17 protein-coding genes are annotated in these 14367 nt (G+C 72.7%); 8 read left to right on the plus strand and 9 right to left on the minus strand.

All coding sequences use genetic code 11. The annotated features are described in order from the left end of the window. Positions 1-28: 28 nt before the first annotated feature. Positions 29-985, minus strand: coding sequence for a DMT family transporter (locus tag ABZV42_RS20890; protein WP_355978390.1), 957 nt, complete (start codon positions 983-985; stop codon positions 29-31). Here ABZV42_RS20890 and ABZV42_RS20895 point away from each other — a divergent pair. Further along, on the plus strand, positions 984-2420 hold the full coding sequence (locus tag ABZV42_RS20895; RefSeq protein WP_356053077.1) for a PLP-dependent aminotransferase family protein: 1437 nt from the start codon (positions 984-986) through the stop codon (positions 2418-2420). The two genes, ABZV42_RS20890 and ABZV42_RS20895, sit on opposite strands and share 2 nt — an antisense overlap. Before the next feature lie 198 nt (positions 2421-2618). Further along, positions 2619-3212: a histidine phosphatase family protein gene (locus ABZV42_RS20900; protein ID WP_355978385.1), complete on the plus strand. Its 594-nt coding sequence runs from the start codon at positions 2619-2621 to the stop codon at positions 3210-3212. Here ABZV42_RS20900 and ABZV42_RS20905 read toward each other — a convergent pair. The 4 genes from ABZV42_RS20905 to ABZV42_RS20920 all read right to left on the minus strand — a co-directional run bounded on the left by ABZV42_RS20905 (position 3194) and on the right by ABZV42_RS20920 (position 5671). Continuing rightward, entirely contained in the window at positions 3194-3637 is a 444-nt protein-coding gene (locus tag ABZV42_RS20905) for a DUF6314 family protein (RefSeq protein ID WP_356053079.1), read from the minus strand. The two genes, ABZV42_RS20900 and ABZV42_RS20905, sit on opposite strands and share 19 nt — an antisense overlap. Positions 3638-3769: 132 nt before the next feature. Beyond that, positions 3770-4222 carry a carboxymuconolactone decarboxylase family protein gene (locus tag ABZV42_RS20910; RefSeq protein ID WP_355978383.1) on the minus strand — a complete coding sequence of 151 codons (453 nt, stop codon included), beginning with the start codon at positions 4220-4222 and terminating at the stop codon, positions 3770-3772. Further along, the gene (locus ABZV42_RS20915; protein WP_355978381.1) at positions 4219-4638 is read right to left on the minus strand and encodes a MerR family transcriptional regulator; all 420 of its coding nucleotides are present in this window, start codon (positions 4636-4638) and stop codon (positions 4219-4221) included. The genes ABZV42_RS20910 and ABZV42_RS20915 overlap by 4 nt, the downstream gene beginning before the upstream one ends. Positions 4639-4849: 211 nt before the next feature. Next, the gene (locus tag ABZV42_RS20920; protein WP_356053081.1) at positions 4850-5671 is read right to left on the minus strand and encodes a LysR family transcriptional regulator substrate-binding protein; all 822 of its coding nucleotides are present in this window, start codon (positions 5669-5671) and stop codon (positions 4850-4852) included. An 82-nt stretch (positions 5672-5753) separates the two neighbouring features. Here ABZV42_RS20920 and ABZV42_RS20925 point away from each other — a divergent pair, with 82 nt between their 5' ends. Further along, complete coding sequence (locus ABZV42_RS20925; protein WP_355978377.1) at positions 5754-6146, plus strand: DUF5997 family protein; 393 nt, start codon at positions 5754-5756, stop codon at positions 6144-6146. A 59-nt stretch (positions 6147-6205) separates the two neighbouring features. On the opposite strand, the gene ABZV42_RS20930 is transcribed toward ABZV42_RS20925, so the two are convergent. Together ABZV42_RS20930 and ABZV42_RS20935 are read right to left on the minus strand one after the other, a co-directional pair. After that, a complete protein-coding gene (locus ABZV42_RS20930; RefSeq protein ID WP_356053083.1) occupies positions 6206-6550 on the minus strand; it encodes a hypothetical protein in 345 nt (114 codons plus the stop codon). Between the two features lie 56 nt (positions 6551-6606). Next, the gene (locus tag ABZV42_RS20935; protein ID WP_356053085.1) at positions 6607-7632 is read right to left on the minus strand and encodes a hypothetical protein; all 1026 of its coding nucleotides are present in this window, start codon (positions 7630-7632) and stop codon (positions 6607-6609) included. Positions 7633-7811: 179 nt separating this feature from the next. Between ABZV42_RS20935 and argC the strand changes: the two genes are divergently transcribed. The 5 genes from argC to ABZV42_RS20960 are packed head-to-tail and all read left to right on the plus strand — an operon-like array spanning position 7812 to position 12667. Next, positions 7812-8840 (plus strand): N-acetyl-gamma-glutamyl-phosphate reductase, encoded by a 1029-nt coding sequence (argC, locus tag ABZV42_RS20940; protein ID WP_355978370.1) that lies wholly within the window; start codon positions 7812-7814, stop codon positions 8838-8840. After that, a complete protein-coding gene (gene argJ / locus ABZV42_RS20945; protein ID WP_356053086.1) occupies positions 8837-9991 on the plus strand; it encodes a bifunctional glutamate N-acetyltransferase/amino-acid acetyltransferase ArgJ in 1155 nt (384 codons plus the stop codon). The genes argC and argJ overlap by 4 nt, the downstream gene beginning before the upstream one ends. After that, entirely contained in the window at positions 9988-10902 is a 915-nt protein-coding gene (gene argB, locus ABZV42_RS20950; protein ID WP_355978366.1) for an acetylglutamate kinase, read from the plus strand. The genes argJ and argB overlap by 4 nt, the downstream gene beginning before the upstream one ends. Next, entirely contained in the window at positions 10899-12107 is a 1209-nt protein-coding gene (locus tag ABZV42_RS20955) for an acetylornithine transaminase (protein ID WP_356053087.1), read from the plus strand. Before argB ends, ABZV42_RS20955 begins: the two co-directional genes overlap by 4 nt. 23 nt (positions 12108-12130) lie before the next feature. Then, on the plus strand, positions 12131-12667 hold the full coding sequence (locus tag ABZV42_RS20960; RefSeq protein ID WP_355978362.1) for an arginine repressor: 537 nt from the start codon (positions 12131-12133) through the stop codon (positions 12665-12667). An 85-nt stretch (positions 12668-12752) separates the two neighbouring features. Here ABZV42_RS20960 and ABZV42_RS20965 read toward each other — a convergent pair whose 3' ends face one another. Both ABZV42_RS20965 and ABZV42_RS20970 read right to left on the minus strand, forming a co-directional pair. Then, positions 12753-13544, minus strand: coding sequence for an FAD:protein FMN transferase (locus tag ABZV42_RS20965; protein ID WP_355978360.1), 792 nt, complete (start codon positions 13542-13544; stop codon positions 12753-12755). Further along, a complete protein-coding gene (locus tag ABZV42_RS20970; RefSeq protein WP_355978358.1) occupies positions 13537-14358 on the minus strand; it encodes an FMN-binding protein in 822 nt (273 codons plus the stop codon). Before ABZV42_RS20970 ends, ABZV42_RS20965 begins: the two co-directional genes overlap by 8 nt. Positions 14359-14367: the final 9 nt, after the last annotated feature.

Consider the following 14367-nt stretch of genomic DNA (forward strand, 5'->3'; position numbering starts at 1 on the left):
GCGGGTCGGCCCGGCCCCTGCGTGCCGGTCAGCCCCGTGCCCGCTGGGTCAGAGCGATGCAGACGAGGACGGCGGCCGCCGTCAGAGGCGCCGCCGGGGTGAGCCGCTCGCCCAGGAGCAGTACCGACCACACCAGTGTGAGCAGCGGCTGGGCCAGCTGCAACTGGCTGGCCTTGGGAATCCCGATCGACGCCATCCCCCGGTACCAGGCGACCAGGCCGAGGAACTGCGAACCCGCCGCCACCCACAGCACCCCGGCCACGCTGTGCGCCGTCAGCTGCACCGGCTCGTACGACAGCGCGAGCAGCGCGCCCGGAACGCTGAGCGGCAGGCACAGGACCAGAGCCCAGCCGATGACCTGCCAGCCCGGCATCACCCGGGCCAGCCGGCCACCCTCGGTGTAGCCCGCCGCGCAGATCAGCAGGGCCCCGAAGAGATAGGCGTCCGCACCGGTCAGGGCACCGCCGCTCTGCTGCACGGTGAACGCGATCACGGCCGCCGCGCCCGCGCAGGCCGCCAGCCAGAACGTCCGGGACGGCCGTGCGCCCGTGCGCAGCGCCGAGAACAGCGCCGTCGTGAGCGGCAGCAGCCCGACGACGACGGCGGCGTGGGCCGTGGTCGACGTCCGCAGGGCGAGGGTCGTCAGGAGCGGGAAGCCGAGGACGACACCGGCGGCGACGACGGCGAGGCCCGCCAGATGCCGCCGGGCGGGCCTCGGGACCCGAAGCGCCAGCAGACAGCCGCCCGCGAGAACGGCCGCGAGGACGCAGCGCACGGTCACCAGCGACCAGGGGCCGAAGCCCGTGAGGCCCCAGGCGGTCGCGGGAAAGGTGAGGGAGAAGGCGGTGACACCCAGAGCCGCCTGAAGGGTGCCCGCGCGGCGGTCCGCCGGAGCGGGACTCCGGGACAAGGCGGCGGCCGGGGTCTCGGTGTCGGTGCTGACCGCTATCCCGGTCGGGGCGGTAGCGCTACTCTGTGCTCTCATGTATAAGCGTAGCAGTGTGGGCGACCTGGCGGACAGACTGCGGAAGGAGCTGGACCGCTACTCTCCTGGTGGAAAGCTGCCGTCCAGCCGGGCACTCGTCCAGCGGTTCCGGGTGAGCCCGGTGACGGTGTCACGGGCGCTGGCGCAACTGGCCGCCGAGGGACTCGTGGTCACCCGGCCCGGTGCGGGTGCCTTCCGGGCGCGGCCCAGGCCCGCGGTCACCTCCACCGGCGACACGTCCTGGCAGGAGATCGCGCTGAGCGCGGACGCCGCCACCGAGGCCGTTCCCCGCACCGTGGACGCCTCCGGCGTTCTCGTCTCGCTCGCCGCGCCGCCGCCCGGGGTCGTCGAGTTCAACGGCGGCTATCTGCACCCCTCGCTCCAGCCGGAGCGGGCGATGGGCGCGGCCCTCTCCCGGGCCGGCCGCCGCCCCGGCGCCTGGTCCCGGCCGCCCATGGAGGGACTGCCCGAACTGCGCGAGTGGTTCGCGCGCGGTATCGGCGGGGCGATCGGCGCCGCCGACGTGCTGGTCGCGGCGGGCGGCCAGACCGCTCTGACGACCGCCCTGCGCGCCCTCGCGCCGCCCGGCGCCCCCGTCCTGGTCGAGTCGCCCACGTATCCGGGCATGCTGGCCATCGCCCGCGCCGCCGGGCTTCGTCCCGTTCCGGTCCCCGTCGACCCCGACGGGGTGAAACCCGAGCTCCTGGCCGACGCCTTCAAGGCGACCGGCGCGCGCGTCTTCGTCTGCCAGCCGCTGTTCCAGAATCCGACCGGCGCCGTGCTCGCTCCCGGGCGGCGCGGCGAGGTGCTGCGCATCGCGCGGGATGCCGGAGCCTTCGTCGTCGAGGACGACTTCGTACGCCGCCTGGTGCACGAGGACGCGGGCCCGCTGCCGCGTCCGCTGGCCGCCGAGGACCCCGACGGAGTCGTGGTGCACGTCGGTTCCCTGACCAAGGCGACCTCGCCGAGCTTCCGGGTGAGCGCCCTGGTGGCACGCGGTCCGGTGCTGGAGCGGCTGCGCGCCATCCAGGTCGTCGACACCTTCTTCGTGCCGCGCCCGCTCCAGGAGGCCGCGCTCGAACTCGTCGGATCGCCGGCCTGGCCGCGCCATCTGCGCACGGTTTCGGCCGAGTTGAAGACCCGGCGCGACACCATGACCGCCGCACTGCGGCTACGGCTCCCCGAACTCGCCCTGCCCCACATCCCGTTCGGCGGCTACCACCTGTGGGCGCGGCTGCCCGACGGCACCGACGAGTCCGTCTTCACCGCCGCCGCCCTGCGCGCGGGGGTGGCCGTGACCCCGGGCCGCCCCTACTACAGTGCCGAACCCCCGGCCGCGCAGATCCGGTTGAGCTTCGCGGCGGTGGCGGGGACGGAGGAGATCACGGAGGGCGTACGGCGGCTGGCGGCGGCCTACGACGAGGTGCGGGCCTGAGCCGGACGCGACGCGACCCCGCGCCGGACGCGACGCGGCCCCGCGCCACCCGGAGTCACGGGGCCGCGTCGGCGGGAAGGCCGAATCCGGGGAGTCCGCGCAGTCGGGGCACAGGCCAGAGGCTGATTGTCGCGTGAATATTCGGATACTCTGCGTAACGCCCTTGACCTGCGGGGTCCCGCGCTCCACGATCTGCGCATGCATCTTCGGGTCACGTTCGTCGCCGCCGCACGCAGCTCCGCGCTGCTCGCGGAGCGCTTCGAGGACGACCGGCCGCTCGACCAGGCGGGATGGGAAGAAGCGCAGCGCGCCGCCGCGGGACTGCTGTCGCTGGCGGCGGCCGAACTGCGCTACTGCGCGCCGACGCCCCGCAGCCGGGCCACCGGTGACGTCCTCGGCTACGCCCCCCTCGTCCAGCTCGCCCTGCGTGACTGCGACATGGGCCGCTGGCGGGGCTTCACCCTGGGCGAGGCCATGGCCCGTGAGCCCGAGGCCGTGGACTCCTGGCTCTCCGATCCGCGCTCCACGCCCCACGGCGGTGAGAGCCTGCTGGCCTTCATCGCCCGGGTCGGCGCCTGGCTCGACACCCGGCCGGGGGAGGACGGCGGCAGCATCGTCGCGGTGGCCGAGCCGTCGGTCGTACGGGCCGCGCTGGTCTACGCGCTGAAAGCGCCGCCGTCGACGTACTGGAACATAGACGTCCGTCCCCTGTCGGCGATCACGGTGACCGGCCACGCCGGCCGCTGGAATCTACGCGTCGACGGAGCGCCCGCTCAGGCCAGGCGCGCGTAGCCGGTGGTGAGCACCAGGTCCTTCGCGGGCCCGCGCACCCGCCAGACGGACCTCCAGTGGTCCTCGTCGCGGACGGTGAACTCGCCCCGGTAGAGATCCGCCGAGCACGGGTGGTCGGCGATCCAGTGCCCGCTCGTCAGGTCCAGGCCGTGGAACGGGCGGCCGTCGGAGAACCGTACGAGAGCCGTTCCTGGGCCGTCTCCCGGCAGGAACCGCAGGGTCCGCTCGGCGGGCCGCGCGACGCCCTGCCACATGAACGTGCCCGACTCCCGGTGCAGCAGCCCGCCCCCGTCCAGCGGACCGAAGACCGTCGTGCCGGTGAAGCGCCCCTCGGCGTCGCTCGCGAGGTCCCGCACGGTGCGCTCGACCCGCCAGCTCCCGCCCAGGTACGTCAGCACGTCCTCCACCGGCCAGAACTCGCCCATGCCGTCCCGATCTCCGTCCCGTCCGATGCGGCACGCCCCTTCGACGCGCGCCGGCCCGCCCCCATCCTGCCGTCCCGGCCGACGGCAGCCGACCGCCGTGTCGAGCAGGGCGCAGTCGGCGCATCCCGGGGATCAGGCGGCGGCCGGGCCCGCCGTGGAGTTCTCTGCGGCGGGCAGCAGCCCGCGCTCGCCGAACACCTTCTTCGCGACCAGGGTCGCGTTGATCGCCTTCGGCATGCCGCAGTAGACGGCGGAGTGCAGCAGCGCCTCGACGATCTGCTCCGGGGAGAGCCCCACGTTCAGCGACGCGTTGACGTGCACCTCCAGCTGGGGCTCGCAGCCGCCGAGCGCGGTCAGCATGCCGAGGGTGACCAACTGGCGGTCGCGCGGCGCGAGTCCGGGCCGGTCGTAGATGTCGCCGAAGCCCCAGGCGACGATCTGGTGGCCCAGTTCCGGACTGATGTCCCCGAGCGCGCCGACCACCCGCCGGCCGGACTCGCCGTCCACCCGGTCGAGGACCTTCAGGCCGTGCTCGAAACGCTCCTCGCGGGTGGTGGACCCGGTGCTGTTCACGGTGTCGCTCATGTCGCGTCGTCCGATCCCGGCCGCTCCAGCAGCCGTTCGTAGTGGTCGATCTTGTCGTCGAGGGCGGACGCGTTGCGGCGCAGCGCGCGGATCCGGTCCTTGAGGCCGGCGCTGTGCTCCCGGAGCATCGCCAGCCGTTCGGGGACCGTCGTGTCGCCCCCGGAGCGCAGCTCGGCGAACCGCCGTACCTCCGCGATCGGCATGCCGGTCTCCCGCAGCCGGATCAGGAACTCGAGCCAGGCGAGATCGGCCGCCAGGTACCGGCGCTGGTTCCCGGTGCTCCGGCCGACCCGTTCGATCAGACCGGCCTTCTCGTAGTACCGCAGCGTGTCGTGCGAGAGGCCGGTGCGTTCGACGACCTGCGCGATCGTGAGAGTCGACTCCGGGGTGCGTGGGAGGTGCTGTCCGCCGCTCATGAAGCAACCGTAGAACCTGGAGCGCGCTCCAGGTCAAGCACCGCCGGAACCGCAACGGGAACCGACCCCGGAACCCGAACTCGGAACCCTGAGCCGGAACTTGGCGGGGCTGAGCCGAGAGCGGGCGTGGGTCAGGAACCACGGTGGGGCTGAGCCGAGAGTGGGCGCGGGTCAGGAACTGCGGTGGGGCTGAGCCGAGAGTGGGCGCGGGTCAGGAACCGCGGCGGGGCTTGCCGCGCTTCGCGCCGCCCTTGGGGCCACCGGTGCCGCCGCCACGGGAGTTCTTGGCCGTGGCCCTGCCACCGCCCTTGCCGGGCGCGGGCTTGCGCCGGGCGCCGCCGCCCGTGTCCGGCTTCCGGGCAGCGGACTTGCCGGACTTCGCCGCGCCCCGGTCCTTCTCCTCCGCCGACTGCTGGGTCTGGGAACGCCCGCGGGTGCTGTTGACCGTGCGGCCGCGCACGATGCCGATGAAGTCCTCCACCCTGTCGGTCGTCCGCTCCTCGGGCCAGGCCAGCGCGACACGCGACTCGGGGGCGTCCGTGACCGTCCGGAAGGTGAGGTCCTTGCGGTGGTGGAGCCGGGCGATGGACTGCGGGACGATCACGACCCCGATGCCCGCCGCGACGAGGTCGACGGCGTCCGCGGTGCCGGCGGGCCGTTCCAGCGCGGGCCTGCCCGGCAGGCGCTCCCACTCCAGCGGGTCGTCGAGGGGGTGCAGCACGATCTCGTCGGCGAGATCCTCGCCGGAGACCTGCTCGACCGCCGCCACGATGTGATCCTTGGGGACCACGACGACCGTCGTCTCGGTGTAGAGGGGGATCGCGCTGAGATCGGCCGCGTCGACCGGCAGCCGGACGAAGCCCGCGTCGGCGTCGCCGCGCCGCAGGACGTCGCACACCTCGTCGGCGGACACCGGGACGAGGGCCAGGGGCACGCCGGGCAGCCGCTCGTTCCAGATCCGCACCCACTTCGAGGGCGTCACCCCCGGAACATAGGCGAGCCTGAAGGAGGGGGATGCTTCGGAGCCGGTCACCACGTCAGATTACCCGGCGCGGCCGTCGTCGCCGTACCCGCGATGGTCGGCGGGGGCCCGTGCGCTCGATACCCTTGACCCCATGAGTTCGCAGCAGACCGCCCAGACCATGAAGCCCGCCACCGCGGCGAAGAAGCTGGGTGTGCACCTCGAGGCCACACCCGCCGAGTTCCAGGAGGGTGTCGTCTCGCGTGCCGAGCTGAACGCGTTGCAGACCGACCCGCCCGCCTGGCTCCAGGAACTGCGCCGTACCGGCCCGCACCCGCGGCCGGTCGTCGCCGCCAAGCTCGGTGTCTCCATCGCGGGCCTCGCCCGCGGCGGCGTCAGCGAGGCGCTCACCACCGACCAGATCGAGGCGCTGAAGACGGAGGACCCCGGGTGGCTGCGGCGTGAGCGCGCCACCCAGGCGGAGGTCCGCAAGGAGTCGGCGCGCATCAAGCAGAAGAACGCGGACCGGGACGCCGAGCGCCCCTGACCCGAGGTGCCGCCCGGGGGATGCCACCGGGCGGCACCCGAGGCATCCCTCCGGCGGTCTCAGCCGCCGGTCCCCGGGGTGTCGCGCCCGTCGGAGCCGGGTGCTGGGGAGCCGCTCGCGCCGGGCGGGGATGCCTGGCCGCCCGAGTGGCCGAACGCCTTGACGAGCAGGTAGATCACCGCGCCCGGCGGGATCAGGAAGATGACGACGGGGAACTGGAACGTGCCCGTCGTCCGGTGGGCGACGTACCACCCGTAACAGGTGAGGAAGATCCCGCCCAGGGCGGCCCAGACGCGATCCTTGACCGAGACGCCGGGCACGAAGGCCGCTCCGATCAGGATGATTCCCGACAGGACGGCGAAGATCTCGTACGCGCTCCAGTGCGCGGACGACGACGATGACACAGTCGTTCCTCCAGGGTTGCGGGACAGGGTGCCGTACGGCTCGTACGGCACCTCTTCTATGCGTGCGGGAGCCGGGTCACACCGGTGACGGACACGGGTTCCGGGAGCGCGCCCGAGCCGAGGGTGACGGCGAGCTGCTCGGCGGACTCCCGGGTGAAGCTTCCGAAGATGTCGGCGGTGCCGCCGTCGAGCCGCTGAGCGACGGACGGGGCGGAGATCACGGCGCCGTCCAGGACGATGGCCATCTGGTTCTGCGGCGAGGTGTTCACGCACAGTGTCGCCGTCAGGGCGGAGAACTGCCGGGCGCCCACGGAGTCGAAGGCCAGGCGTACGAGCCAGCCCGCGCCCTGCTCGTCGTGCACCGCCCTGGCCGAGGAGACGTGGGTTCCCTCCACCGCCGTCGGTCCCAGAGCGAACTTGGCGCGCGAGGCCGATCCGCCGCCGTCGGTCCCGCAGGCGACGACGGAGTCCCGTGCGGCGGCCTCCGGCTCGGCCGCGGGCTTCTCCCGTGCCGAGCAGTCCAGTGCCACGAAGCGTGCCCGGAGCGCCGCGTCCGCCGCGTCCCCCTCGGCCGGAGCGGGCCCGGCGCTCGCGCTGGCGGACCCGGCGGCACGGGGGCGCAGCCCTTCGGTGACGGCGCGGCCCCGCGCGGGGTCGGCACTGGGGGACGGCACCGGCGTCGCACCGGACGTCTCCTCCGCGAGGACGGGGCGGAAGCCGAGCCGGCCGGACGCGCCCAGCCCCGTCAGACGCTTCTCGTCGGCGGTGCGGCCCATGACGGTGACCCCGCCCTCGCGCTCCTCGACGTGTACGTCCTCGAGCCCCAGCGCCTCGGCCCGCGCCCGCATACGGTCCGCCGTCCGGCGCGCGGCCTCGGCCCCCAGCGGTGTCACCCCGGCGAAGGTCAGGACCGACCGCCGCGAGTCCGCCGCGCCGGAGGGTGAGGCGCTGCCGGACCGGACCGCCCCCGGGGCGCCCGGCGACCGGTCCGCGGAGCCGGAGCCGGACGCGGAACAGGCGGCGAGCGTCGCCGCGGCGACGCAGAGGAGGAGAGCCCTGTGCGGGGCCCGGGGGAGACGCATGCGGGGGATGGTTCCAAGCCGCCGGCCCCCGGCGAAGCGGATGCCAGGCTTTGATCGGAATTCATCGGAACGGCTTGCGCATTTCCTTCGGGCCCGATCATGTGGTGCCGGACGGATCGAAGAGGATTGCATAAACGTGCAGCGAAACGTATAGTCATGCCATCCAAGAGGAGGGTTCCATGGCGATGCGTGCGGCGGTGGCGGGAGCGAGTGGGTATGCGGGCGGGGAACTGCTGCGCCTGCTCCTGACGCACCCCGAGATCGAGATCGGCACCCTGACCGGCAACTCCAACGCCGGCCGGCGGCTCGGCGGGATCCAGCCCCATCTGCTGCCGCTCGCCGACCGCGTCCTCACCACGACCACCGCCGAGGAACTGCGCGGCCACGACGTGGTGTTCCTCGCGCTGCCCCACGGTCAGTCCGCCGAGGTCGCCGAGCAGCTCGGCCCCGACGTCCTCGTGGTCGACATGGGCGCCGACTTCCGGCTGAAGGACCCGGCCGACTGGGAGCGGTTCTACGGATCCGCCCACGCCGGGACCTGGCCGTACGGCCTCCCCGAACTGCCGGGTGCCCGCGCCGCGCTGGAGGGGTCCAAGCGCATCGCGGTACCCGGTTGCTATCCGACGGCCGCCACGCTGGCCCTGTTCCCCGCCTACGCGGCGGGGCTGGCGGAGGCCGAGGCCGTGATCGTCGCCGCCTCCGGCACGTCGGGCGCAGGCAAGGCGCCGAAGGCCCACCTGCTCGGCAGTGAGGTCATGGGGTCGATGAGCCCGTACGGAGTCGGCGGCGGCCACCGGCACACCCCGGAGATGATCCAGAACCTCACCGCGGCCGCCGGTGAACCCGTCACCGTCTCCTTCACCCCGACCCTCGCGCCCATGCCCCGCGGCATCCTCGCCACGTGCAGCGCCAAGGCGAAGCCCGGAGTCGGGGCCGAGTCCGTCCGGGCCGCCTACGAGAAGGCCTTCGCCGACGAGCCCTTCGTCCACCTCCTGCCCGAAGGACAGTGGCCGGCCACGGCGTCCGTCTACGGTTCCAACGCCGTTCAGGTCCAGGTCGCGTACGACGCCGCCGCGCACCGCATCATCGCGATCAGCGCCATCGACAACCTCACCAAGGGCACCGCGGGCGGTGCCGTCCAGAGCATGAACCTCGCCCTCGGCCTCCCCGAGGACCTGGGGCTCTCCACGATCGGAGTCGCACCGTGAGTGTCACGGCAGCACAGGGATTCACCGCGTCCGGCGTAGCCGCCGGGATCAAGGCGAACGGCAACCCGGACCTGGCCCTCGTGGTCAACACCGGGCCGCGCCGCGCCGCCGCGGGTGTCTTCACCTCCAACCGTGTGAAGGCCGCGCCGGTCCTGTGGTCGGAACAGGTCCTCAAGAGCGGCGAGTTGAACGCGGTCGTCCTCAACTCGGGCGGCGCCAACGCCTGTACGGGACCGAAGGGCTTCCAGGACACCCACGCCACCGCCGAGAAGGTCGCCGAGGCGCTCGGTGACATCGGCGCGGGCAGCGTCGCCGTGTGCTCGACCGGCCTCATCGGCGTGCTGCTGCCGATGGACAGGCTGCTTCCGGGCATCGATCTGGCCGTCGCCGGGCTCGGCCCGCACGGCGGCGAGAAGGCCGCCATCGCCATCAAGACGACCGACACCGTGCACAAGACCTCCGTCGTGACGGGGACCGGCTGGACGGTGGGCGGGATGGCCAAGGGCGCCGGCATGCTCGCCCCCGGGCTGGCCACCATGCTCGTCGTGCTCACCACCGACGCGGACGTGGACGCCGCGGGCCTGGACCTGGCGCTGCGCGCGGCCACCCGTACCACCTTCGACCGGGTCGACTCCGACGGCTGCATGTCCACCAACGACACCGTGCTGCTGCTCGCCTCCGGTGCCAGCGAAGTCACCCCGGACCAGGCGGAGTTCGCCGAGGCGGTCCGCGCGGTCTGCGACGACCTGGGCCAGCAGCTGATCCGGGACGCCGAAGGGGCGAGCAAGGACATCAAGGTGGAGGTCGTGGGCGCCGCGAGCGAGGACGACGCCGTCGAGGTGGGCCGCTCCATCGCCCGCAACAACCTCCTCAAGTGCGCGATCCACGGCGAGGACCCCAACTGGGGACGTGTGTTGTCCGCGATCGGCACCACCAGGGCCGCCTTCGAGCCGGACCGCCTCAACGTGGCCATCAACGGTGTCTGGGTCTGCAAGAACGGCGGGGTCGGCGAGGACCGCGAACTCGTCGACATGCGCTACCGCGAGGTCCACATCGTCGCTGACCTCGCCGCGGGCGACGCGACCGCCACGATCTGGACCAACGACCTCACCGCCGACTACGTCCACGAGAACAGCGCGTACTCCTCATGAGCAATGTGACCCGCAAGCACACCGCACTGCCGAAGGCGCAGATCCTCATCGAGGCGCTGCCCTGGCTGACCCGGCACCACGGCAAGACCGTCGTCGTCAAGTTCGGCGGCAACGCCATGATCGACACCGAGCTGAAGGCCGCCTTCGCCCAGGACATCGTCTTCCTGCACCACGCGGGCCTGCGGCCGGTCGTCGTGCACGGCGGCGGTCCGCAGATCAGCTCGGCCCTCGACCGGCACGGCATCGTCAGCGAGTTCAAGGCCGGCCTGCGCGTCACCACCGAGGAGGCGATGGACGTCGTCCGCATGGTGCTGGCCGGACAGGTCCAGCGCGAGCTGGTCGGACTGCTCAACGAGCACGGACCGCTCGCCGTCGGTCTCACCGGCGAGGACGCGCACACCATCACCGCCACCAAGCATCTGCCCCGGATCGACGGCGAGTTGGTCGACATCGGGCGGGTGGGTGAGATCACCGCGATCGACACGGGCGCGATCGAGGCACTGCTCGCCGACGGTCGTATCCCGGTCGTCTCCTCGATCGCCCGGAGCCAGGACGACGGACATGTCTACAACGTCAATGCTGATACGGCGGCTGCGGCACTCGCTGCCGCACTGGGTGCCGAGACACTCATGGTCCTCACGGACGTCGAGGGACTCTACGAGGACTGGCCCGACAGCGACGAGGTGATCAGCCGCCTCACCGCCTCCCAGCTGGAGAAGCTGCTTCCCGATCTGGCCAGCGGCATGGTGCCGAAGATGGAGGGGTGCCTGCACGCCGTACGCAACGGCGTCACCACCGCCCGTGTCATCGACGGCCGGGTCCAGCACTCGATCCTGCTGGAGATCTTCACCGACGAGGGCATCGGCACGATGGTCGTGCCGGACGACGAGGAAGCGGGAGACGCCGAATGACCGGCAGCACGACGAACGCGGAGCTCACCCGGCGGTGGCAGGGCGCGCTCATGGACAACTACGGCACCCCGCGGCTGCCCCTCGTCCGCGGTGCCGGAACGAAACTGTGGGACGCCGACGGCAACGAGTACCTCGACTTCGTCGGCGGCATCGCGGTCAACGCCCTCGGACACGGCCACCCCGCCATCGTCGAGGCCGTGAGCCGGCAGATCGGCTCCCTCGGCCATGTCTCCAACCTCTTCATCGCCGAACCGCCCGTCGCCCTCGCCGAACGGCTGCTCCAGCTCTTCGGCCGCGAGGGCCGGGTGTACTTCTGCAACTCGGGCGCCGAGGCCAACGAGGGTGCCTTCAAGATCGGCCGGCTGACCGGCCGGACCCACATGGTCGCCACCACCGGCGGCTTCCACGGGCGGACCATGGGCGCCCTCGCGCTCACCGGCCAGCCCGGCAAGCAGGAACCCTTCCTGCCACTGCCCGGCGACGTCACCCATGTCCCGTACGGTGACGCGCAGGCCCTCGCCGAGGCGGTCACCGAGGACACCGCGCTGGTGATCATCGAGCCGATCCAGGGCGAGAACGGCGTCGTGGTACCGCCCCCGGGCTACCTGAAGGCGGCCCGCGCCATCACCGCGGCCCGTGGCGCCCTGCTCGTCCTGGACGAGGTGCAGACCGGTATCGGCCGCACCGGCCACTGGTTCGAGTACCAGGCCCACGAAGGCGTCCTGCCCGACATCGTCACGCTCGCCAAGGGGCTGGGCGGGGGTCTGCCGCTCGGTGCCACCGTCGCCTTCGGCCGCGCCGCCGGGCTGCTGGAGCCGGGCCACCACGGAACGACGTTCGGCGGCAATCCGGTCGTCTGCGCCGCCGGACTCGCCGTGCTCGACACGATCGAGTCCGAGGGGCTCCTGGAGAACGTGAAGCGCGCAGGCGAGAAGCTGCGGGACGGGATCGAGGGCCTCGGAGACGGTTCCGGCCATCCGCTGATCGACCACGTCAGGGGAGCCGGACTGCTCCTGGGTATCGTGCTCAACGAGCCGCTCGCTCCCCAGGTGCAGCGGGCGGCTCAGGACGCCGGTCTCCTGGTGAACGCGCCCGCACCCGATGTCGTACGGCTGATGCCGCCGCTGAACCTCGGCGACGACGAGGTGGACGCGCTCCTCCGGGCCCTTCCCGGCATCCTCGACGCAGCCAACGGGGACGGGTGATTCCGGGAAATGGGACGACGACGATGAGTCAGGCGCAGGACCACGGGCACGCAGGGCCTGCCGTGCCGCAGACCCGCACCGCACGCCACCGCCGGATCGTGGACATCCTCAACCGGCAACCGGTGCGCTCACAGAGCCAGTTGGCGAAGCTTCTCGCCGACGACGGGCTGAACGTCACCCAGGCGACGCTCTCCCGGGACCTCGACGAGCTCAACGCGGTGAAGATCCGCAACAACGAAGGCGACCTGATCTACGCGGTACCGAGCGAGGGCGGGTTCCGCACTCCGCGCGCGCCTCTGGGGGAGTCGGCGAAGGAGGAGCGGATGCGCCGGCTGTCCGGGGAGCTGCTCATCTCCGCGGAGGCCTCGGCCAATCTCGTGGTGCTGCGCACCCCGCCCGGGGCCGCCCAGTTCCTCGCCTCGGCCATCGACCAGGCGGAGCTGCACGACATCCTCGGCACGATCGCGGGGGACGACACCCTGATGCTGATCAGCCGGAGCCCGACGGGCGGTCAGGCGCTGGCCGATCATCTGCTGCGGCTGGCCCAGAACGATCACTGATCCGTACGACGGTGGAGGCGCGCCCCGCAGCGGGGCGCGCCTCCACCGTCGTATGCACCGTCGTACGCCCTGACGCGGGCGCCGGTCAGCCCAGGCGCTGGGCGAGGCCTCCCGTGCACCGGACCTCGTTGCCGGCCGTGATGAGCAGGGCCTCCACGTCGGGAAGCGACTCCAGCCAGTCGAGGCCCGCCCGCGAGCCCATCGCGAAGGCCGCGGTCGCCCAGGCGTCCGCCCAGGTCAGGCGGGGGCCCACCACGGTCACGGCCAGCAGGTCGGTGACCGCCGACTTCCCGGTCCGCGGGTCGACGATATGGGCGCCGCGTTCGGCGGTGCCCGAGGTCGCGACGGCCAGCTCGTCGACGCCGGCCGCGGAGATCACCGCGGCCAGCGAGCCCGGACGGAGCGGGTCGGACACGCCCACCCGCCAGGGGCGGTTCGGCCCGGGGACGCCGCTCAGCTGGACGTCGCCGCCGCCGTTGACGCTCACTCCGCTCGCCCCGGCCGCGGCGAGATGCAGGGCCGCGCGTTCGGCCGCCCAGCCCTTGACGATCCCCGTGGGGTCGAGCTGTCCCTCGTAACGCGTGCTGAACCAGCCGTCGCTGACGCGCTCGGCCTCGGCGCCCAGTTCGAGGACCTCGGCGACCTCGGGGTCGCACTCCTCGACGGTGAGCTCTCCGCGTACCAGCCGCGAGATCTGGCTGTCCTCGCGGTAGGTGCTGAACACCTCGTCCACGCGATGGAGTCGGGCGATCGCCTCCTCCAACGCCGTTCTCACGGCCGCGGGTTCACCGCCGCGCACGTCGAAGGAGAAGACCGTGCCCATCACCTCCTCGGCGTGGCGCAGCTCCTGGGGAGCGTCCTGCGCGGGCTCAGACACCGGCCTTGTCCAGGGCCGACTGGAGGGACTTCTTGTAGCCCTCGCTGGTGTAGGTCGCGCCGGAGACACTGTCGATCCGGGCGCTGCCGGCCGTGACGGCCTCCTGGTTGAGCTTGGGCACCGAGAGCGCGGTCTTCTGGTCGCTGGTCCCGCCCTTGGGGGCCTGGATCGCCTCGGCCTTGGTGATCTTCTTGCCGGAGAGGGTGAGCCGGACCTGGACCGGGCCGTACTGGGTGTCGGACACGGTCCCGGTGACGACGCGGGCCTGCGCGGCCGGGGCCGCGGAGGCCTTGCCCGAGGACCCGGATGACCCGGCGGAGCCCGCGGACCCGGCGGAGCCCGACGCGCCCCCGGCGGTCTTCGCCTTGTCCAGCGCCGACTGGAGGGACTTCTTGTAGCCCTCGCTGGTGTAGGTCGCGCCGGAGACACTGTCGATCCGGGCGCTGCCGGCCGTGACGGCCTCCTGGTTGAGCTTGGGCACCGAGAGCGCGGTCTTCTGGTCGCTGGTCCCGCCCGAGGGGGCCTGGACCGCGTCCGCCTTGGTGATCTTGCCGCCGCTCATGGTGAGCCGCACCTGGACCGGCCCGTACTCGGTCCGCACCACGTCACCGAGGACGGTGCCGGTGCCCGTCTGCTGAGCGGTGCCGCCCTGGGGCGAGCCCTGCGCGTCCGCCGTCTGCTGGGGCGCCGCGCCGGCCTGCGTCGACGCGGCGGCCGGGTCGGAGGCCGGCTTGAGCGCCAGCAGCAGCACTATCCCGGACACGGTGGCGGCGCTCGCCAGCACGAAGCGGCGGATGGGGTGATTCTTCTTCATCGTTCCTGA

The organism is Streptomyces sp. NPDC005281, from assembly GCF_040607495.1.
Classification (GTDB): Bacteria; Actinomycetota; Actinomycetes; order Streptomycetales; family Streptomycetaceae; genus Streptomyces.

What these genes read in the sequence shown, in the direction of transcription:
- ABZV42_RS20895 (WP_356053077.1), top strand. Translation starts at nt 984, where the DNA reads ATGTATAAGCGTAGCAGTGTGGGCGACCTGGCGGACAGACTGCGGAAG.
- ABZV42_RS20890 (WP_355978390.1), bottom strand. Translation starts at nt 985, where the DNA reads ATGAGAGCACAGAGTAGCGCTACCGCCCCGACCGGGATAGCGGTCAGC.
- ABZV42_RS20900 (WP_355978385.1), top strand. Translation starts at nt 2,619, where the DNA reads ATGCATCTTCGGGTCACGTTCGTCGCCGCCGCACGCAGCTCCGCGCTG.
- ABZV42_RS20905 (WP_356053079.1), bottom strand. Translation starts at nt 3,637, where the DNA reads ATGGGCGAGTTCTGGCCGGTGGAGGACGTGCTGACGTACCTGGGCGGG.
- ABZV42_RS20910 (WP_355978383.1), bottom strand. Translation starts at nt 4,222, where the DNA reads ATGAGCGACACCGTGAACAGCACCGGGTCCACCACCCGCGAGGAGCGT.
- ABZV42_RS20915 (WP_355978381.1), bottom strand. Translation starts at nt 4,638, where the DNA reads ATGAGCGGCGGACAGCACCTCCCACGCACCCCGGAGTCGACTCTCACG.
- ABZV42_RS20925 (WP_355978377.1), top strand. Translation starts at nt 5,754, where the DNA reads ATGAGTTCGCAGCAGACCGCCCAGACCATGAAGCCCGCCACCGCGGCG.
- ABZV42_RS20935 (WP_356053085.1), bottom strand. Translation starts at nt 7,632, where the DNA reads ATGCGTCTCCCCCGGGCCCCGCACAGGGCTCTCCTCCTCTGCGTCGCC.
- argC (WP_355978370.1), top strand. Translation starts at nt 7,812, where the DNA reads ATGGCGATGCGTGCGGCGGTGGCGGGAGCGAGTGGGTATGCGGGCGGG.
- argB (WP_355978366.1), top strand. Translation starts at nt 9,988, where the DNA reads ATGAGCAATGTGACCCGCAAGCACACCGCACTGCCGAAGGCGCAGATC.
- ABZV42_RS20955 (WP_356053087.1), top strand. Translation starts at nt 10,899, where the DNA reads ATGACCGGCAGCACGACGAACGCGGAGCTCACCCGGCGGTGGCAGGGC.
- ABZV42_RS20960 (WP_355978362.1), top strand. Translation starts at nt 12,131, where the DNA reads ATGAGTCAGGCGCAGGACCACGGGCACGCAGGGCCTGCCGTGCCGCAG.
- ABZV42_RS20970 (WP_355978358.1), bottom strand. Translation starts at nt 14,358, where the DNA reads ATGAAGAAGAATCACCCCATCCGCCGCTTCGTGCTGGCGAGCGCCGCC.